Raw genomic sequence first — 18,027 nt, 5'->3', positions numbered from 1 at the left:
TCATCACAAGGGCTGCTGGCCGGTTCCGGCGATGTCCACAGCCGGCACACCGAGTTCGTGCGCCAGGAACGTCCACATCCACGACAGCGCGACGGTGTTCGTGAGCCCCGGGACGCCCTGGGCGATCTGGGTCGCGACGCCGTCGCTGTACGCCGCGAGCTTCAGGGCGACGGTGTCCGGGTCGATGGGCTCGGCGCCACCCCGGAACACCCCGGCATCGGCGCCGCGGCCGATCACCCGGACCAGGCAGGCCTCCCAGACGCGGATCCGTTCGGCGTACTCGGCGGCCACCTCGGGCCGGCGGACGACCGCTGTCCAGTAGTCGGACCAGATCCGCCAGTGCTGCCGGACCTGCTCGGTGTCGCCGAACAACGGGGCGACGAGCATCCGCAGCGCCTCGACGGGGTCGGGTTCGGCGTCCACGGCGATGACGATCGCACTGTAGAAGCGCTCGGTCTCGAGCACGACGACCTCGTTGAGGATCTCCGCCACGCTGCCGAAGTGGTAGGTCACGGTACCGACGGATACCCCGGCCTCGGCGGCGATGTCCCGCAGGCCCGTCGCCCCGACGCCGTTGCGGACGATGACGGCGCGGGCGGCCTCGACGATCATGGCGCGCCGGACAGCGGGACGCTGCCGGACCCGCGGTGCCGCGCCGGCCGCCTCCGCGCCCGCCGCCTCCGCGGCCGCGCCGGTCATGCCGAGGTCCGCGGGACGTCGTCGACGAACGTCTGCTCGGTGACCAGGACCTCGTCCACGTCGGGGCCGCCGTCGCGAGCCCAGGCACGGACGGTGTTCACGACGTGGAAGGCGTCGGCGTCGGCGGTGACCTCGGACGACGTCTCGAGCCGTGCCGTCCACTCCGGCTTCGCCAGGCCGATCGACCAACGCGACGCAGCCACGGCCGAGTTCGGGTCGTCCGACCGGATGCGGTAGGTCTCGCGGGCGTCCTCGCTGAACACGAGTCCGTCCGGGTACACCCGTCCGCCGCCGTAGCCGGGGTCGACGTCGAGGGTCCACTCCCCCGACTCGACGTCGTGCGTGACCGTGCGTTGCGGCAGCCGCTCGGTCGGTGCCACGCGGTCGATCGCCAGCGGCGTCGACCGCTCTGGCTCGTCGAACCGCACCTCGTCGTCGGTGTCGCGCGTCCAGACCGGCAGGCACACCTCGGACGTCGCCGGGTCGACCGTGAGGGTGGCCTCGGTGCCGTGCGGCCAGACCCAGGGCCAGTACGACGACGAGACCGCGATCCGCAGGCGGTGCCCGGCGGCGAACCGGTGACCGGTCGCGACCAGCTGCACCGGCAGCGACGCGGTCGCTCCCGGGACGAGCGGATCGTTGCGGTCCATCCCGTCCCGCTTCGCCGCGTTGAGCACCCCGCGGGTGACGAGCGTCGAGGAGCCGTCCGGCGCGACGTCGCACAACCGCACGGTCAGGGTGGCGCGGGGCTCGTCGCTCGTGACCGACAGCGTGACGACGACGTTGCCCAGCAGGTCGAACGCCTTGCCGACGGGCAGGTCGAAGCAGACGGATCGGCCGTCCTCGGCACGCTGGTCGGGTGGCAGGTCGGTCGCGTTGCCGAACGGGAAGAACCGGCCGGCGTCGGCACCGGTGTGCTGCGGTGAGCGGACGACGACCGGGCCGTCGCCACCGCCGCGCAGCGTCGCGAGGGGCAGCACGCGCCGGTGGGTCGCTGCGGAGGGCCACGCCTCGGCGCCGACCCACCGACCCCGTCGGGACTCGTAGTACGTCGCCGGTGCTTCGCCGTCGTTGATCCAGGCCCGCAGTGCGGGGTCCTGCTCGACCCCGGTGTCCTCGTCCCGCAGCCAGCGGTCCCACCAGCGCAGCGTCTCCTGCAGGAACCCGATCGACGGGCCGGGTGCGAGACCGCGGTCCGGGTACTGGTGCGACCACGGCCCCACGATGCCCTTGACCGGGGACTGCACGTTCGACACCAGTCGGAGCACGGCGTCGCGGTACGGGTCCGCCCAGCCGCCGACGGCCAGGACGGCTGCGCCGATGTTCCCGTACTCCTCGGCGGCGCTCCCGTGCCGCCAGTAGTCGTCGCGCTCCTGGTGGGACAACCACACCGGCGTCATCGGCCGGTTCGCCTCGAGGCGCTCGCGCCACCGGTCGACCCAGCCACTGCCGACGACCTCGGGCCGCGGTGGTCGCGAGTTGAACGCGAACATCGTCGCGCCCCACGCGGCCATGTCGATGCCGAGCACCGCACCGCCGACGTAGTGCACGTCGTTGTCGTACCGGTCGTCGGTCGAGCACACCGTGACGATCGCCTTGAGGGATGCCGGTGCCCGCGCTGCCAACTGCAGGGCGTTGAACCCGCCCCACGAGATGCCGAACATGCCGACGGCGCCCGTCGACCACTCCTGCGCGGCGAGCCAGGCGATCACGGCCTCGCCGTCACGGAGCTCCTGCTCGCTGTACTCGTCGTCGAAGAACCCGTCCGACGAACCGCTGCCCCGGATGTCGACCCGGACCGACGCGTACCCGTGCTGGGCGTACCAGGGGTGCCGCTCGGAGTCGCGGGGCGCGGTCCAGTCGTCGAGCCGGTACGGCAGGTACTCGAGCAGGACGGGCACCGGGCCGTCGGGCGACGCCGGCGACCAGATCCGGGTGTGCAGCCGGACGCCGTCGGGCATCGGGATCCACTCGTCGCGGACGGTCACGCCCTCGGGCAGTGAACCCGCGTCGCCGATGGCGGTGAAGGTGGCGGGAGCGGCCCCGTCGGTCATGCGTCCTCCCAGTTGCGGGTGCGGTGTCCGTCGCCGTGGTCGGTCCAGCCCTCGGCGTGCTTCCAGCGCGGCACACCGTCGCCGACGTCGGGCAGCACGGTGCTGCCCGGTTCGAGCGTCGCGGCGAGCAGCGTCGACGTGTACGGGTGGTTCGGGCCGGTGAAGACCCGCTCGGTCGGTCCGATCTCGACGATCCGGCCGCCGGTCATCACCGCGACCCGGTCGGCGACGCCCCGGACGACGGCCAGGTCGTGGCTGATGAACAGGCAGCTCAGCCCGCGTTCGCGCTGCAGGTCGGCGAGGAGCGCGAGGATCCCGGCCTGCACCTGCACGTCGAGCGCGGTGGTGATCTCGTCGGCGATCACGAGCGAGGGCCCGGCGGCGAGGGCGCGCGCGATCCCGACGCGCTGCCGCTGCCCACCGGACAGCTGCGCTGGCAGCCGGTCGGCGAACTCCGGTCCGAGGCCGACCTGGGTGAGCAGCTCGCCGACGCGCTGTCGTGAGGAGGCGCCCGTGAACAGCTTGAGCGGACGCCCGATGGCCGCCCCCACGGTGCGCCGCGGGTTGAGCGAGGTGTCGGCGTTCTGGAACACGAGCTGCACCGCGCGCCGCAGTGCCGCCGTCCGTCCGGCGATCGGCTCGCGCAGGTCGCCGCTCGTGGTGCCGTCGTCGTAGGTGAAGGTGCCGGACTCGGCGGGCACCAGCCCGGCCAGCGCCGTCGCGAGCGTCGACTTGCCGCTGCCGGACTCGCCGACGACGGCGAGCGTCTCGCGCTCGGCGATCGTGAACGAGACACCGTCGACGGCGGCCGGCAGGCCGCGGCCGTAGCGGATCACCAGGTCGTCCGCGGTCACCACGAGACGGGCGGAGCGGTCGGGAGGCACGGTGCCGGTGGCCGTGGAGCCGACCGTCGACGAGACGGTCGCCGTCTCGGGCACGCGCCCCGTCCCTCCCGGTCGCCGCCCGTCCGGCACCGCGGCCAGCAGGGCGCGCGTGTACTCGTGCTGCGGGGCGGCGAAGAGCGCCGCCGTGGCGGCGTGCTCGACGATCTCGCCGTCGCGCATGACGGCGATCTCGTCGGCCATCGCGGACACGACCCCGAGGTCGTGGCTGACGAGCAGGACCGCCATGCCGAGCTGCCGGCCGAGGTCCGCGATCAGGTCGAGGACGGCTGCCTGGGTGACGACGTCGAGCGCCGTCGTGGGTTCGTCGAGGACGAGCACCCGGGGGCGGGCGGCGACGGCCATCGCGATCGCGATGCGCTGCTGCTGGCCGCCGGAGAGCTGGTGCGGGTAGCGGCGGACGATCGTCTCCGGGTCGGGCAGCCGGACCAACCGGACGAGTTCGAGGACCCGTTCCGGGCCGTCGGGCTCACCGTGCGCGCGGAGGGCCTCGCGGATCTGCTCGCCGACGCGCATCGACGGGGTGAGGGCCTGGCCCGCGTTCTGCGCCACCACGGACGCGACGCCGCCGCGGAGCTCGCGCCGGCCGGACGGGGACAGCGCGAAGACGTCGTCACCGCCGACGCGGACCGAGCCGCTGACGATCGTGGAGCCGGCACGGAGGTGTGCCAGCAGCGTCCGGGCGACGGTGGACTTGCCGCTGCCGGACTCCCCGACCAGGCCCAGGGTGCGGCCGGCGGCGATCGCGAAGGACACGCCCCGGACCACGGGGACCAGGCGCTTGCCGGCCGCGTAGGAGATCGCGAGGTCGTCGACGCGGACGATCGGGTCCGGTGCGGTCGCCGTCGTGGCCGACGCGGCGCTGGTGTCGGTGACGGTCATGCGCTCACTCCCTGCTTGGCGCGGTCGACGCCGAGCGACTTGCTCAGGCCGTCGGCGGCGAGGTTGAGCCCGATCACGAGGGTCGCCAGGGCGACGATCGGCGCGAGCGTCCCGAGCGGGACGACGGTCAGGGCGGTGCGGTTCTCCTGCACCATCAGGCCCCAGTCCGGGGTCGGCGGGTTCGCGCCGAAGCCGAGGAAGGACAGCGACGCGACGAGCAGGACGATCCACGAGGCCCGCATGGCGTACTCGACGAGCACCACGTCGAGGACGTTCGGCAGGATCTCGCGGAACACGATCGACAGCGCGCGTTCACCACGGGCCCGGGCGGCCGTCACGTAGTCCTGCGTGATGACGGTGCGGGCGGCACCGCGGACGACGCGGGTCACGGCGGGCGCGTAGACGACGGTGACGGCGAGGACGATGACCCAGAGCCCGGCGTCGAAGACGGTGACGACGACGAGCAGGGCGAGGATCGACGGCACGCTGAGCAGGGCGTCGACGACGCGCATGACGGCCTCGTCGAACCAGTTGTCCGCGTACGCCGTGATGCAGCCGAGCACGGTGCCGACGGCGACGGCGATCGTCGTGGCCAGGAACGTGACGAGCAGGGCGTACCGGCCGCCGTTGAGCGTCCGCGACAGGACGTCACGGCCGTACTGGTCGGTGCCGAGCCAGTGCGTCCAGGTCGGTCCGGCGAGGACGTCGCCGGCGTTCGTGGCCACCGGGTCGTGCCCGGCGATGACCGGGGCGAGGAGTGCGAGCACGACGTGCAGGGCGATGAGGCCGAGACCGATGCTCAGCGCGGTCGAGCCGCGCAGGGGCGCGAGCGCGCCGGCGAGGACGGCGCGTCCGGGGCGGCGAGGGGCGATGGTGGTCATGCGGCGGCCTTCCTGGTGCTGCGCGTCGGACGGGTGCGCGTGCGGGGTCGCCGCTGGCGGGTCCGCAGCTTCGGGTCGAGCGCGAGCGCGACGAGGTCGGCGGCGAGGTTGCAGACGACGTAGATGACGGCGCTGAGGAGCGCGATCGCCTCGATCGTCGGCAGGTCGCGGTTGAAGACCGACTCGAGCATGAGCTTGCCCATGCCCGGGTAGTTGAAGACGTTCTCGACGACGACGACCCCGCCGAGCAACCAGGCGACGTTGAGCGCGACGACGTTCAGCGTCGGCAGCAGCGCGCTCGGCACCGCGTGCTTCCAGACCACGCGGCGCATCGTCAGGCCCTTGAGCTCGGCCGTGGTGACGAACTCGGATGCCATCACGTCGATGGTCGAGGACCGCGCTGTGCGGACGATGTAGGCGGCCATCGCGAGGGTGAGCACGATGATCGGCAACCAGATCGTCGGCAGCAGCTCGCCGACGGTGGCGTCGCTCCCCCGCAGCACGACGGCGGGGAAGACCGGCAGGCCGATCGCGAAGAGGAGCACGAGCACGGTCGCGACCATGAACTCGGGAACGCTCATCACGACGAGGCTGACGATCGAGATGACCTTGTCGGACGGGCGACCGCGACGGACCCCGGCGATGACGCCGAGCGTGAGGGACACGGTGACGCCGACGAGCATGGCGGGCACGGCGATGAGCATGCTGTTGCGGAAGGCCGTGAACAGCGTCGGCGCGACGGCCTCGCCGCTGACGAGCGAGGTGCCGAAGTCACCGTGCGCCGCACCACCGAGCCACTGCAGGTAGCGGAGCCACACGTTCTGGTCGAGGCCGAGGGTCTCGCGCAGCTGCTTGACGGCGTCCGGCGTGGCGTTCTGCCCGAGCAGCTGCTGCGCGACGTCGCCGGGCAGGGCCTGCACTGCCAGGAACACGAAGAGCGAGGCGAGCACCACCGTCAGCACGGCGATGCCGACCCGGCGGAGGACGGGGACGAGGACGTCCGACGGCGTGTTCGTGGTCGTCATCGGCGCAGTCCGATCCGGAGGTAGTCGAACTCGAAGCCGTACTCCGAGTAGTTCACGACGTCGCGGGAGAGCCCCACGAGCCGGTCGCCGAACATCGTCGTCATGTCGGCCCCGTCCTCGACGACGAGCCGTTGGGCGTCCTGGTAGAGGCTGAGGCGCTTGGCGTCGTCCATCTCGGCGCGGGCGTCGTCGAGCAGCCCGTCGAAGGTCTCGTTCGACCACGCGCTCTCGTTGTAGGACGACCCGGTGCGGAAGATCTGGTTGAGCAGCTGGTCGATCGGCCGGCCGGTGAACCAGTAGCTCACCATGAGCGGCTTCTGCATCCAGATCTGCGTGTAGTACGAGTCCGAGCTCGCGTTGCGGACCGTCAGGTGGATGCCCGCGTCGGCGACGGCGTCGCGGTAGGCGACCGCCATCGGCGTGAACACCGACTCGTAGCTGGATGTGTAGATCGACGTCCGGAACCCCTCGTGGCCGGCCTGCTTGAGCAGCGCCTTCGCCTTGTCCGGGTCGTACTCGCGGTGGTCGTCGACGAAGGCGGCGAGCTGCGGCGGCACCGGGTTGTCCCACCCGGGCGAGCCGGTGCCCTGCAGGGCGGTGTCGACGATCTGCTGCGGGTCGTAGGCGAGTTTCATCGCCTGACGCACCCGCGGGTCGCTGAACTCGTCGCTCGTGGCGAGCATCGGGATCGTGTACCACTGGGCGTTCTTCGACCGGGCGACGGTGGCGCGGTCGGAGGCCGAGACCACCCGCGCGGTCGCGAAGTCCAGGTTCGTCTGCGAGATCAGGTCGATCTGCCCGGCGAGCAGCGCGTTCACCCGGGCCGTGGTGTCCTGGATCGAGTAGAAGTCGATGCCGTCCAGCGCGGGGCGGCCCGCGAAGTGGTCGTCGAACGCTTCGACGCTGCCGGCACCGGCGGGCGTGAACGACGAGAGCCTGAAGGGCCCGGTGCCGATCCCGGTCCGGCCGATGTCGGTGATCGCGGCGGCCGGCACGATGTAGCACTGGTAGGCGGTCAGCAGCGACGGGAACTCGGCGTTCGGCTTGGTCAGCGAGAACCGCAGCGTGTGCGGGTCGGTCGCGCGCATCGAGTCGGCGTCCATCACCTCGCCGAGGACACCGGCCTGCGGGCTGCCGGTCTTCTCGTCGAGGATGTGCCGGATGCTCGCGATCGCGTCGTCCGCGGTGAAGCGCGAGCCGTCGTGGAAGGTCACGCCGCGACGGAGCGAGAACGTCCACTCGGTGCCGTCGGCGTTCGCGGACCACTCCTCGGCGAGGTCGGGCACCGTGGTGCCTTGTTCGTCGAGCTTGACGAGCCGGTTGTACAGCGCGCCGAGGTACTCGTAGGCCGACAGCGAGCTGGCGGAGTCGAGGGTCTCGGCGGCCGAGGCGGCCGGGCGCGCGATGCGCAGACGACCGCCGCGTCGGGCCGCACCGGTGGCCGCCGCTTCGGGGATCGTGGGGGTGCCGGTGTTCGCTCCGGAGCTGCACCCGGTGAGCGTGAGCAGGCCGAGGCCGGCGAGACCGGCGGCACCGGTGAGGAGCGCTCGACGGCTCGGGCCGCGGGCGTTCCGGGGTTCGGGGACGATGGGCTGCATTCGGGGTGACCCCTCCTGTAATCGTTCCGGTGAACGATAGAGGGAGACCGGCGATCCCCCAAGTCCTGGCCCTCGTCGGCCCGAGTGTTTACGAAGTCGTTACACGGACGCCCTCGGTGCGGTGCATGATCGGAGCATCCAGTCCGAGGAGGATCATGGCGACGTTCACCAGGGGGTTCGGTGGCCGCCGGGCCGACCGCGACGACACCCGCATCCCGCCCGGCCAGACCCTGGTGCGCGACTGGCCGGTGCTGTCGGCCGGAGCCACACCCGAGATCGAGCCCGAGTCGTGGACCTTCTCGATCCGCACCGAGAACGGGCTGCACACCTGGACGTGGGACGAGGTGCACGCGCTCGGTGTCGAGGACGTCACCGTCGACATCCACTGCGTCACCCACTGGACCAAGCTCGACATGCCCTGGCGCGGCGTCCCCCTCGACCGCCTGTTCGAGGGCGTCGAGACCTCGCTGGACTTCTGCATGGTGCACAGCACCGGCGGGTACACGACCAACGTCCCGCTCGACGAGCTGCTGGACGGCAAGGCGTGGATCGCGTTCGGGGCCGACGGCGAACCGCTCGAACCCGAACACGGCGGACCGGCGCGCCTGCTCGTGCCGCACCTGTACTTCTGGAAGAGCGCGAAGTGGGTGAGCGGGATCGTCATGCAGGCGGACGACGAGCCGGGCTTCTGGGAGAACGCGGGGTACAACCTGCACGGCGACCCGTGGAAGGAAGAGCGGTACTGGTGACGGTTCCCGACACCGACCTGGAGGCCCGGCCCGGCCCCGCCGTCCGCCCTGCGGTGCGCAGGCGGCCGGCCTGGCACCCCGCGACGGTCGCGTCGGTCGAGCGTGAGACCCCGAACGCACGTCGGGTCGTCCTCGACGTGCCGACGTGGCCGGGGAACGACCCCGGCCAGCACCTGGATCTCAGACTCACGGCGGAGGACGGCTACCAGGCCTCCCGGTCCTACTCGATCGCCTCGGCTGGCGACGGCACCGACGTCGTCCTCGCCGTCGACCGCGTCGAGGGCGGCGAGGTGTCCCCGTTCCTGGTCGACGCGGTCGAGGTGGGCGACGCGCTCGAGGTGCACGGTCCCCTCGGCGGGTGGTTCGTGTGGCGTCCCGGCGGGTCCACCCGACCGGTGCAGCTGATCGCCGGCGGATCGGGCATCGTGCCGCTCGTCGCCATGGTCACCGCGCACGCCGAGGCCGGGGACCCCGCCCCGTTCCGCTTGCTCGTCGCCGTCCGGACTCCCGACGACGTCTTCTTCCGTGCGGAACTCGACCGGGCCGTCGGCTCCGACGCCCCGCTCGAGGTCACCACCGTGTACAGCCGGACCGCTCCCCCCGGGTCCGACGTGCCCGCGGGGCGGCTGACCCGCGACGCCCTCGCCGCCGCGGTCTTCCCGCCGGACGTCGGGGCCCTCGTCTACGTGTGCGGGTCGACGCCCTTCGTCGAGCAGGTGCTCCGCTGGCTCGCCGATCTCGGGCACGACACCACCGACGTCCGTGCCGAACGCTTCGGGGGGAGCTGATGACGGTCGTCGACGGCAACGCGCTCGCGGGTGTCCTGTCCGAGGTGCTCGGTCCGGAGCCGACCGTGACGGTGCTCTGCTGCGCGGGCTGCGGCTCGCTCGGCTCGGTCGCGCGCACCGCGGTCCACCGCACGGCGATGGGCTCCGTCGCCCGCTGTCGCGACTGCGACACCGTGCTCGTGACGGTCATCGATGCCGGGGCGACCCGGTGGGTCGGGCTGCCGGGCACCCGGGCCGCGGCGGCTTCTCTACCCGAGCGACTCGGCTAGGGCAACCCGGAGCGGCCTGTCCTGCGGAGTTCTTGCGGCTTTCCGCACGACTCGAACTGGGGCCAATCCGTGGACGGCGATGCTCCGGATCACTCTTCGGGACATCGCTGGGCCACCCACCCGGCGTCTCCACTCGGGGCAGTGCGGCCTCTGCGTCCGGTGGGCGCGGGTACCCGAAGCCTGCGCCCCCGGAAGCACCTCGTGCGGTACCCGGCGACGACGAAACCCCCGGTGCTGCTCCGTTGAGCAACCCCGGGGGTCGTGTCCTGTCCGAGCGGATGACGAGATTCGAACTCGCGACCCTCACCTTGGCAAGGTGATGCGCTACCACTGCGCCACATCCGCATTCGCACGCCGTGTCGGCCGTGCGGAGTCGACTGTACCCGATCCCGGCCACCGGGACGTGTTCTTCGCCAGATCCGGGCGTGTCCGGTCGTCACGAGGCGCCGTGCTGGGTGGCGAGGGCGGCCATCAGGCGGGGAGGAGTTCGATCGGTGCATGAGCTACGTGCACGACAACCCGGGCGGGACCGAAGCCCACGGCGTCGACCTGATCGACGGCGACGCCCCCGCCATCCGCATCCTGGTGCACGGCGACCTGCCGACCACGATCGAGCACGAGGGGCGGACCTGGCTCGCCACCGGGGGCGCGCACGACGACGGGGACGACCAGGCTCCGCCGATCGCGATCTACCGGCCCGTCTGAGCGACGCGCGGCGACGAGCGGATCACCTGCGCGGCGTCGAGACCCGCTGACGTCAGTGTCCGCGCACGTCACCCGTCAGGATCGCGTGCTCGGCGCCGGCCGACAGTTCGTCGTGCAGCGCGTCCGCGAAGAACTCCCCCGCCCCGAGGCTGATCAGGTGGGTGAGCGCGCCACCCACGTCCGTCAGGCCGGGGTTCCACTCGTCGTGCAGGGACGCACGGACGTGTCCGGACTCGTGCACGATGACGGCGCCGATGTGGTCGTGGCTGTCGCCGACCTCGAGCACGGCGTCGTACACGACGGGCTCGGTGTCCTCGCCGAGGGGCTCCAGGCGCACCTCACCGATGCCGGGCCACTCGGTGCGGAACACCGGCAGGTCCGGTGCGTGCAGGTGTGGGGCGCGTTCGTCGGTGACGGACTCGATCTCGCCGGACGTCAGGTACTCGTCGACGACCTCGTGGATGCGGTCGTGCAGTCCGGGCTCGTACTGCCACCACCGCTGGTGCACGGCGCGGAGCCAGTCCTGCGTCGCGGCGTCGGCCGAGGCGGAGGTCCCGACCAGCTGCGGCGCCGTGCCCGGCGAGCCGACGACCTCGAGCTGCTCGTCGTGGGTCTCGACGGTGATGGAGCCCGTGGTCTCGTCGGGGTGCACGCCGTGCACGTCCTCGGGGGCGGCTGCCCAGATGCTCGCCGGCAGCTTCGGCGGCAGGTCGAACGCCACCGCGATCGCCGGGCGCGCCAACGCCTCGTCCAGCGCGTCGCCGAGGTGCACCTCGTCCGATCGGGAACCCATGACGACGGCGCCGGCCGGGGGCACGGCGGCCAATCGCTCCAGGTCCTCGTGGTCCGCGTTCATCGATGCGAGCACGGTCGTGTCCGCCCACTGGACGAACTCGCCGGCCGCACGGTCCTGGTCACCGAACGGCACGTTCCAGACCGAGGGGTCCGCGAGCACCCACGATGCCGAGCGACCGGCGGGACCACGCCGCACGGCGTCGACCAGGGCGGGGACGAGCCCGGGCAGCGCGCGGTAGGCCGGACGCACGGTGACCCGGTCCAGCGCGAGCAGGTCCGGCTTCCCGAGCATCTCGGCTGCGTGCGTCTGCAGCGACAGGAAGGTCTCGCCGGTGGCGTCGGGCACGACGATCGCGGCGGCGAAGTCCCCGTCGACGTCGGACACCTGGTAGCCGAGCACCAGCGCCTCGACCGACTCCGGCGACCGGCTCGTGTAGGCGGTGACCTCGGCGACCGACACCGCCTCGGCCTCGTCGTCGGTGATCGGCACCCGGACGTCGATCACCCACCGGTCGACGTCCTGCCCGGGGTAGGCGTCGCCGTCCTCGTCGGAGATCGTGATGTGCACGAGCCGCAGGGAACCGTCCCAGGCATCGTGGACGTGCTGGGCGATGGCGGCTTCAGGGTCGTCGGTCACGGACGCCACCGTATCGGTGGGGGCACGGTCGTGTGGTCACGGACGGTCCGCGACCATCGCGTCGACCGTCCGCATCGCGGTCGCCAGGATGGTCAGGACCGGGTTGACGCCGCCGTTCGTGACGTGCACCGAGCCGTCGGCGACGCGCAGGTTGTCGTGCCCCCACACCCGGCCGGACGGATCGACCACCGACGTCGCCGGGTCCGCCCCCATCCGGAGCGTGCCGGCCTGGTGCTGTCCGCCGCTCGTGCCGTGGACCGGGCCGTGCAGCTCGGCGACGCGGGTGGCGCCGGCGGCTCGCAGCCAGTCGCCGCTGCGGGCGCTGGTGTGGTCGCGTGCGCGGACGTCCTCGGGGTGGACACCACCGCTGAACGACGCCACCGGGATGCCGTACCGGTCCGTCACGGCCGGGTCCACCCGGACGCGGGCGTCGGCCGTGGTGACCTCCTGGATCGGCCCCATGATCCGCATGCTGCGCCGCGCCAGGTCCCGCATCGCGTGCTTGCCGTCGAGCCCGGTGCGTGGGACGAGCCCCGTACCGACGAGGTACTGGTAGGTGTTCGACGGCGTCGCGATGAACTCGTTCGCCAGGATCCCGCCACCGATCTGCCCGGGCACGCCGTGCCGGTAGTCGGTGGTGGCGATCGACGGTCCCGGTCCGAGGCCGTCGTCCACCACGTCGTCGAAGACCCCCATCGCGCCGCCGTAGACGTGACCCTGCAGATGCCGACCGACCTGGTCCGTGCCGTTGCCGATGCCGTCGGGTTCGTGGTCGCTCCGGCTGTTCAGCAGGAGTCGTGCCGACTCCACCGCCCCGGCCGCGACCACGACCTCGGCCGCGTCCACGTCGGTCCGCCAGTCGTGGCCGTCGACCGTGCCGACGATCGTGACGCCGACCACACGACCCGCGCCGTCCGTCCGCAGCCGGGCGACCCGGGCCTCGAGCACGATCGACGCGTTCCCGGTGGTGAACGCGCGGCTCAGCATCGTGTTCTGGCTGCCGTTCTTGGCGTCGACGGGGCACGCGAACCCCACGCACATGCCGCACTGCTCGCAGGCCCGGCGACCCAGGTACGGCGTCGAGTTGACGAGGAGCGGGACGTGCACCGTCGAGATGCCGAGCGCGTTCGCGGCGCCGGCGAGCCGGGCCCGAGCGGCGCCGGACGGCAGCGGTGGCATCGGTCGCGCGCGCGAGCGCTCCCCGGACCACGGACCGTCGACGTCGCCCCCGCTGACCCCGACCTCCCACTCGGCGCGCTCGTACCAGGGCTCGAGTTCGTCGTAGCCGAACGGCCAGTCCGCCAGGCTGCTGCCGCCCGGCACCCCGTACGACGACGCCATCGTGAAGTCCCGCGGTCCGAACCGCCATGCCTGTGCGCCGTAGACCCGGGTGCCACCCCCGGCCGTGGCCGCGTTGTTGTGCCACCCCGGCGACGACGGCCGGAGCACCAGCAGCTCCCGCCCGTCCGCCACCGTGCGCGGGTTCCCGACGTCCGGCGGCCCGGACAGCGGTGCCACGCCCCAGCTCGACCGCGGGTTCCGGATGTGGTCTCGGCTGAGGTCCGCGGTGCCGGGCCACCCACCGGCCTCGACCACGAGCACGCGCCGCCCGGACTCGGCGAGCCCGCACGCGGCGACGCCCCCGCCGGCGCCCGACCCGACGACGACCGCGTCGTACCTCTCGGCCAGCTGCGACGGGTGCACGACCGAGGGGACGGCGGTCGACACCGGTACCGGCACGCTCCAGCCGTCCGGCGGACCCGGCTGCCACCCCACCATCTCCCAGGACCGCTCCCCCGCGTTGCCGCCGTTGCCTGCGTCGGCGTAGTAGCCCGCGGCGACGAGCTCGGCGAACCAGGTCCAGTCCGGATCCTGCTCGTCGGCGCCGTCGTGGTCGTCCGCGTGCTCGAGGACGACCCGGAGGCGGTCCAGCCAGTCCGGCCGGTCGACCAGGATCCCGGCCAGGAAGGCGAGCGCGCCGGCCTCGGAGGCCGACGGGAACTCGTCCGCCGGCACCACCCGGTCGACCAGGGCGCGGAGCCGTTCGTCGTGCGTGCGGAGGAACTCCTGGGTCGCTGTGGCCGCGTGGTCCGTCATCGGTCCTGCCTCCCGGGCGGCGCCGGTGCCGCTCACGAGCACCGTAGCGGACGCGGCGGGGTCCGGGTCGGGCTCAGCCGCCGATGCCCTCGAGGTCGAGCAGGTCGTCGTCGCTCAGCACGACGGCGGCACCCTCGATGTTCTCGCGCAGGTGCGCCCGCGACGACGTGCCCGGGATCAGCAGGATGTTCGGGGACCGGCGCAGCAGCCATGCCAGAGCGACGGACATCGGCGTCGACCCGAGCCGTGCCGCCACAGTCGAGAGCACCTCGGACTGCAGCGGAGAGAAGCCACCGAGCGGGAAGAACGGCACGTAGGCGACTCCCTCGTCGGCGAGACGGTCGATGAGTGGATCGTCCTGCCGGTTGGCCAGGTTGTACATGTTCTGCACCGACACGATCGGTGCGATCCCCTGCGCTTCCGCCACTTGGTCCGTCGTGGCGTTGCTCACGCCGAAGTGCCGGATGATGCCCTGCTGCTGCAGGTCGACCAGCGTCTCGAAGGCCGAGGAGATCGGCCCCGCGACCGGACCGTTCGCGTCGCCCAGCCGCAGGTTGACGAGGTCCAGCACGTCGACGCCGAGCGTCTCGAGGTTGTCGTCGACCTGCGCACGCAGTTGGTCGGGTTCCCGAGCAGTCGGCCAACCGCCTCGGGCGTCCCGCCGCGCGCCGACCTTGGTCGCGATGACGAGGCCGTCGGCGTACGGGTGCAGCGCCTCGTGCAGCAGCTCGTTGACGACACGGGGGCCGTACGTCTCGGCGGTGTCGATGTGCGTGATGCCGCCGGCGACGGCGTCCCGGAGCACGGCGACGGCCTCGTCGTGGTCCTTCGGCGGCCCGACGACCCACGGACCGCTGAGCTGCATCGCGCCGTAGCCGAAGCGTGCCACCGGCCGGTCGCCGAGGGTCCAGGTGCCGCCCGGCAGGCGAGGGGTGGTGGTGGTCATCGGATCTCCTTCGAGGACTTGTGGAGCGGTTGCTCGTGTTCCACTCTTGACGAACTGCTTCCCGTTCGGAAGGAGTTACCCAGAAGTGCGTTGCTACCCGAGGAGCCCTGTGCCGACCACGACCGCCGCCGAGCAACGAGCTGACGCCAAGGCGCAGTACAACGCCTACCTGGCAGCCTGCCCGAGCCAGCAGCTGCTCGCACGGGTCTCCGGCAAGTGGGTGACGCTCGTGCTGTCGGCACTCGGGAGCGGCCCGGACTGCGACGGCGACTCGAGGCCGATGCGGTACTCCGAACTCGGTCGCGTCCTGGCGGGCGTGAGTCCGAAGATGCTGTCGCAGACGCTGAAGTCGCTCGAACGCGACGGCCTCGTCGTCCGCACGGCGACGGCGACGGTGCCCGTGACGGTGACGTACGAACTCACGGATCTGGGGCTCTCGCTGCACGGGACCGTGCGGCAGCTCAAGCGCTGGTCGGAAGCCCACCGCGACGAGGTGGCCGCGCACCAGGAGCGCTACGACGTCACCGGCTAGCCTCCGGCGCGCTTGCACCGGACGTCCGGCGGGACGTATGGTCTTCGCAGAGGGCAAAACGCCTCGTCGCCCCGGCGGCCTGGCACCCACACGCGGTCTCGGACGAGTCGCCACTTCTTCATCGAAGGAGTGCCCGTGTCCACCCGTTCCCCCGCCCGGCTCCGCGACGCCGGGATCGCCCTCACCGGCCTGTCCGCCGTCTTCCTGTTCGAGATGCTCGACAACTCGGTGCTGAACGTCGCGCTGCCCACCATCGGCCGCGAACTCCACGCGGCGACGACCGGCCTGCAGTGGGTCACCGGTGCCTACTCGGTCGTCTTCGGCGCCCTCATGCTCCTGTTCGGCGCGGTCGCCGACCGGTTCGGCCGACGTCGGGTCATGCTCGTCGGTCTGGTGCTGCTCGCGCTCTCCGCCCTGGCGACCACCCTGGTCACCACGACCGGCGAACTCGTCGCGGTCCGCGCGCTCATGGGGCTCGCCGCGGCCATGACGACGCCCGGGTCGATGGCCCTGGCCTTCCGGCTCTTCGACACCGATGCGTTGCGCGTCCGCGCCTTGACGGTCATCTCCACCGCGGGCCTCGTCGGGCTCGCCGTCGGACCGACGGCGGGCGGCTTCGCCCTCGCGGTGGCGCCGTGGCAGGCCCTGCTCCTCGTGAACGTCCCGATCGCGGCGCTCGCGTTCATCGGCATCCGGACCGGCGTCCCCGCTGACCGACCGGAGGACCTGCACCCCGACCGGATCGACGTGACCGGCGCGCTGTTCGGCACCACGGCCCTGGTCGGTGCACTCGGGACGCCCACCCTCTTCGCGGAGGCGGGCAGCGCCTCCTGGCCGGGGTGGACCGGGGTCGTCGTGACGGTCGCTGCGGTGGCGGCCTTCGTGCAGCGGGAGCGCACCGCGGCACAGCCGCTGCTCGACCTGCGCCTGCTCGCCCGTCCGCTCGTCGCGAGCGGTCTGGCGTACAAGGCGGCCTCCGGACTCGCGGTATCCGGGCTGTCGTACCTGGTGACGCTGCAGCTGCAGTTCGCCTGGGGCTGGTCGCCGGCACTGGCCGCGGCGGCGACGCTGCCGCAGGTGGTGGTGCTCCTGGCCTCCGGACGGTTCGTCGGCCCCTTCGTGCAGCGGGTGGGCCTCGGCCGCGCGGCCTGGCTGAGCGCCGGTGCCGTGGCGGCCGGACTCGCGCTCTTCACCGTCGGCGGGCGCGCCGGGTACGGCTGGGTCGCCGCGGCACTCGTCCTGGTCGCCGCGGGGATGCGGGTCGTCGGGGTCGTCGCGGGCAACAACGTGCTCCAGGGCCTGCCGTCGAACCGGACGTCGGTCGGGGCGGCGCTCGTCGACACCTCGAGCGAGCTCGCGACCGCGGTGGGCATCACGGCGACCGGCACGGTCCTGGCGCTGCTCGTGCCCGGCAGCATCGCGTCGACGTCGTGGACGCCGGCCCGGCTGGCCGCCTTCGAGGGCGGCATCACCGTCGCGGGCGCCGTCCTGACGGTCGTCGCCGCCCTGCTGGTCGGCTTCGGCATGGCACGCGCGACGACCCGCGCGGGCACGCCGGTGGCCGAACCGGCTCAGACGGCGCTGTAGCCGCCGTCCGCGACGAGGACCGACCCGGTGATGAACGACGCGGCGTCGCTCGCCAGGAACACGACGCTCGGCGCGATCTCCTCGGGCAGGGCGAATCGCTGCTGCGGTGCGTCCTCGATCCAGTACCGCCGGAACTCCGGGGAGTCCACCGGGGCCATCTCGGTCTTCACGTACCCCGGGGCGACGGCGTTCACGCGGATCCCGTACTGCGCCCACTCGACCGCGAGCGACTTCGTCAGGTGGTGCACGGCGGCCTTCGACGCGTTGTACGCCGGCTGCCACTGGGGCCGGTTCACGATGAGGCCCGACATGCTGCCGATGTTCACGATCGAGCCCGACCCGGCGTCGCGCATGTGCGCGCCGACGGCGGTCGACGTCTTCCAGAGCGCACGGACGTTCAGGTCGAACACGTCGTCCCACTCACTGTCGGGGACGTCGAACGCGTCCCGGTGGTGGCACGTGCCGGCGTTGTTCACGAGCACGTCGATCCGACCGAGGGCCGTCATCGCCTCCTCGGTCATGCGCGTCACCTGCGCGCCGTCGGTGATGTCCGCCGTGATGGTGACGAAGTCGTGGCCGGCGTCCGCGGCCTCGGCGGCGACCCGGGCGTTGCGTTCGGCCGACCGCCCGACGATCGCGACGCGGGCACCGGCCTCGGCGAGGCCGAACGCGAACGCCCGTCCGAGTCCCTGGTTGCCCCCGGTGACGAGGGCGGTCCTGCCGGTCAGGTCGAAGGGTGAGGTCATGGTGTGGGCGCCTTCCTGAGGGGGCCGACGCCGTGCACCGCGTCGACGAGGTACCGCCCTGCGTACACGCACCCGGCCGGGAGGCGCGGCGTGCGTCCGCCCCGCGCCGCGCCCACGGCGGTGGTCACGACCACC

General features: G+C 72.5%; 16 protein-coding genes and 1 tRNA gene. 6 read left to right on the top strand and 11 right to left on the bottom strand.

What is annotated here, in order from left to right:
* Nucleotides 1–3: 3 nt before the first annotated feature.
* The 6 genes from ACXKZB_RS09945 to ACXKZB_RS09920 are packed head-to-tail and all read right to left on the bottom strand — an operon-like array spanning nt 4 to nt 8,041.
* Nucleotides 4–699 (bottom strand): TetR/AcrR family transcriptional regulator, encoded by a 696-nt coding sequence (locus ACXKZB_RS09945; RefSeq protein WP_488822963.1) that lies wholly within the window; start codon nt 697–699, stop codon nt 4–6.
* Nucleotides 696–2,753 carry a CocE/NonD family hydrolase gene (locus ACXKZB_RS09940; protein ID WP_488822961.1) on the bottom strand — a complete coding sequence of 686 codons (2,058 nt, stop codon included), beginning with the start codon at nt 2,751–2,753 and terminating at the stop codon, nt 696–698. The genes ACXKZB_RS09945 and ACXKZB_RS09940 overlap by 4 nt, the downstream gene beginning before the upstream one ends.
* Nucleotides 2,750–4,537 carry a dipeptide ABC transporter ATP-binding protein gene (locus tag ACXKZB_RS09935; protein ID WP_488822959.1) on the bottom strand — a complete coding sequence of 596 codons (1,788 nt, stop codon included), beginning with the start codon at nt 4,535–4,537 and terminating at the stop codon, nt 2,750–2,752. Before ACXKZB_RS09935 ends, ACXKZB_RS09940 begins: the two co-directional genes overlap by 4 nt.
* Nucleotides 4,534–5,418, bottom strand: a complete 885-nt coding sequence (locus ACXKZB_RS09930) for an ABC transporter permease (RefSeq protein WP_488822957.1) — start codon at nt 5,416–5,418, stop codon at nt 4,534–4,536. The genes ACXKZB_RS09935 and ACXKZB_RS09930 overlap by 4 nt, the downstream gene beginning before the upstream one ends.
* Entirely contained in the window at nt 5,415–6,443 is a 1,029-nt protein-coding gene (locus tag ACXKZB_RS09925) for an ABC transporter permease (protein WP_488822955.1), read from the bottom strand. Before ACXKZB_RS09925 ends, ACXKZB_RS09930 begins: the two co-directional genes overlap by 4 nt.
* A complete protein-coding gene (locus ACXKZB_RS09920) occupies nt 6,440–8,041 on the bottom strand; it encodes an ABC transporter substrate-binding protein (RefSeq protein ID WP_488822953.1) in 1,602 nt (533 codons plus the stop codon). Before ACXKZB_RS09920 ends, ACXKZB_RS09925 begins: the two co-directional genes overlap by 4 nt.
* Before the next feature lie 155 nt (nt 8,042–8,196).
* Between ACXKZB_RS09920 and ACXKZB_RS09915 the strand changes: the two genes are divergently transcribed.
* The 3 genes from ACXKZB_RS09915 to ACXKZB_RS09905 are packed head-to-tail and all read left to right on the top strand — an operon-like array spanning nt 8,197 to nt 9,847.
* On the top strand, nt 8,197–8,790 hold the full coding sequence (locus ACXKZB_RS09915; RefSeq protein ID WP_488822951.1) for a molybdopterin-dependent oxidoreductase: 594 nt from the start codon (nt 8,197–8,199) through the stop codon (nt 8,788–8,790).
* Nucleotides 8,787–9,578: a ferredoxin reductase gene (locus ACXKZB_RS09910; protein WP_488822949.1), complete on the top strand. Its 792-nt coding sequence runs from the start codon at nt 8,787–8,789 to the stop codon at nt 9,576–9,578. Before ACXKZB_RS09915 ends, ACXKZB_RS09910 begins: the two co-directional genes overlap by 4 nt.
* On the top strand, nt 9,578–9,847 hold the full coding sequence (locus tag ACXKZB_RS09905; RefSeq protein ID WP_488822947.1) for a DUF6510 family protein: 270 nt from the start codon (nt 9,578–9,580) through the stop codon (nt 9,845–9,847). The genes ACXKZB_RS09910 and ACXKZB_RS09905 overlap by 1 nt, the downstream gene beginning before the upstream one ends.
* Before the next feature lie 273 nt (nt 9,848–10,120).
* Here ACXKZB_RS09905 and ACXKZB_RS09900 read toward each other — a convergent pair.
* Nucleotides 10,121–10,192 (bottom strand) — tRNA-Gly (locus ACXKZB_RS09900).
* Between the two features lie 153 nt (nt 10,193–10,345).
* Here ACXKZB_RS09900 and ACXKZB_RS09895 point away from each other — a divergent pair.
* Nucleotides 10,346–10,552, top strand: a complete 207-nt coding sequence (locus tag ACXKZB_RS09895; RefSeq protein WP_123312674.1) for a hypothetical protein — start codon at nt 10,346–10,348, stop codon at nt 10,550–10,552.
* Between the two features lie 52 nt (nt 10,553–10,604).
* Here ACXKZB_RS09895 and ACXKZB_RS09890 read toward each other — a convergent pair whose 3' ends face one another.
* The 3 genes from ACXKZB_RS09890 to ACXKZB_RS09880 form a co-directional block, all read right to left on the bottom strand.
* The gene (locus tag ACXKZB_RS09890) at nt 10,605–11,984 is read right to left on the bottom strand and encodes a hypothetical protein (RefSeq protein WP_488822945.1); all 1,380 of its coding nucleotides are present in this window, start codon (nt 11,982–11,984) and stop codon (nt 10,605–10,607) included.
* A gap of 36 nt (nt 11,985–12,020) precedes the next feature.
* On the bottom strand, nt 12,021–14,081 hold the full coding sequence (locus ACXKZB_RS09885; protein WP_488822943.1) for a GMC oxidoreductase: 2,061 nt from the start codon (nt 14,079–14,081) through the stop codon (nt 12,021–12,023).
* Nucleotides 14,082–14,154: 73 nt separating this feature from the next.
* A complete protein-coding gene (locus ACXKZB_RS09880) occupies nt 14,155–15,027 on the bottom strand; it encodes an oxidoreductase (protein WP_488822941.1) in 873 nt (290 codons plus the stop codon).
* 109 nt (nt 15,028–15,136) lie between these two features.
* Between ACXKZB_RS09880 and ACXKZB_RS09875 the strand changes: the two genes are divergently transcribed.
* Both ACXKZB_RS09875 and ACXKZB_RS09870 read left to right on the top strand, forming a co-directional pair.
* Nucleotides 15,137–15,559 carry a winged helix-turn-helix transcriptional regulator gene (locus ACXKZB_RS09875; RefSeq protein WP_488822939.1) on the top strand — a complete coding sequence of 141 codons (423 nt, stop codon included), beginning with the start codon at nt 15,137–15,139 and terminating at the stop codon, nt 15,557–15,559.
* A 135-nt stretch (nt 15,560–15,694) separates the two neighbouring features.
* Nucleotides 15,695–17,146 (top strand): MFS transporter, encoded by a 1,452-nt coding sequence (locus ACXKZB_RS09870; protein WP_488822937.1) that lies wholly within the window; start codon nt 15,695–15,697, stop codon nt 17,144–17,146.
* On the opposite strand, the gene ACXKZB_RS09865 is transcribed toward ACXKZB_RS09870, so the two are convergent.
* Nucleotides 17,131–17,892 (bottom strand): SDR family NAD(P)-dependent oxidoreductase, encoded by a 762-nt coding sequence (locus ACXKZB_RS09865; protein WP_123312676.1) that lies wholly within the window; start codon nt 17,890–17,892, stop codon nt 17,131–17,133. The two genes, ACXKZB_RS09870 and ACXKZB_RS09865, sit on opposite strands and share 16 nt — an antisense overlap.
* Between the last annotated feature and the right edge of the window lie 135 nt (nt 17,893–18,027).

Source organism: Curtobacterium sp. ABR8 (assembly GCF_057812125.1).
This window is presented reverse-complemented; position numbering and strand designations above follow the sequence as displayed.

What these genes read in the sequence shown, in the direction of transcription:
- ACXKZB_RS09945 (WP_488822963.1), bottom strand. Translation starts at nt 699, where the DNA reads ATGACCGGCGCGGCCGCGGAGGCGGCGGGCGCGGAGGCGGCCGGCGCG.
- ACXKZB_RS09940 (WP_488822961.1), bottom strand. Translation starts at nt 2,753, where the DNA reads ATGACCGACGGGGCCGCTCCCGCCACCTTCACCGCCATCGGCGACGCG.
- ACXKZB_RS09935 (WP_488822959.1), bottom strand. Translation starts at nt 4,537, where the DNA reads ATGACCGTCACCGACACCAGCGCCGCGTCGGCCACGACGGCGACCGCA.
- ACXKZB_RS09930 (WP_488822957.1), bottom strand. Translation starts at nt 5,418, where the DNA reads ATGACCACCATCGCCCCTCGCCGCCCCGGACGCGCCGTCCTCGCCGGC.
- ACXKZB_RS09925 (WP_488822955.1), bottom strand. Translation starts at nt 6,443, where the DNA reads ATGACGACCACGAACACGCCGTCGGACGTCCTCGTCCCCGTCCTCCGC.
- ACXKZB_RS09920 (WP_488822953.1), bottom strand. Translation starts at nt 8,041, where the DNA reads ATGCAGCCCATCGTCCCCGAACCCCGGAACGCCCGCGGCCCGAGCCGT.
- ACXKZB_RS09915 (WP_488822951.1), top strand. Translation starts at nt 8,197, where the DNA reads ATGGCGACGTTCACCAGGGGGTTCGGTGGCCGCCGGGCCGACCGCGAC.
- ACXKZB_RS09905 (WP_488822947.1), top strand. Translation starts at nt 9,578, where the DNA reads ATGACGGTCGTCGACGGCAACGCGCTCGCGGGTGTCCTGTCCGAGGTG.
- ACXKZB_RS09895 (WP_123312674.1), top strand. Translation starts at nt 10,346, where the DNA reads ATGAGCTACGTGCACGACAACCCGGGCGGGACCGAAGCCCACGGCGTC.
- ACXKZB_RS09885 (WP_488822943.1), bottom strand. Translation starts at nt 14,081, where the DNA reads ATGACGGACCACGCGGCCACAGCGACCCAGGAGTTCCTCCGCACGCAC.
- ACXKZB_RS09880 (WP_488822941.1), bottom strand. Translation starts at nt 15,027, where the DNA reads ATGACCACCACCACCCCTCGCCTGCCGGGCGGCACCTGGACCCTCGGC.
- ACXKZB_RS09865 (WP_123312676.1), bottom strand. Translation starts at nt 17,892, where the DNA reads ATGACCTCACCCTTCGACCTGACCGGCAGGACCGCCCTCGTCACCGGG.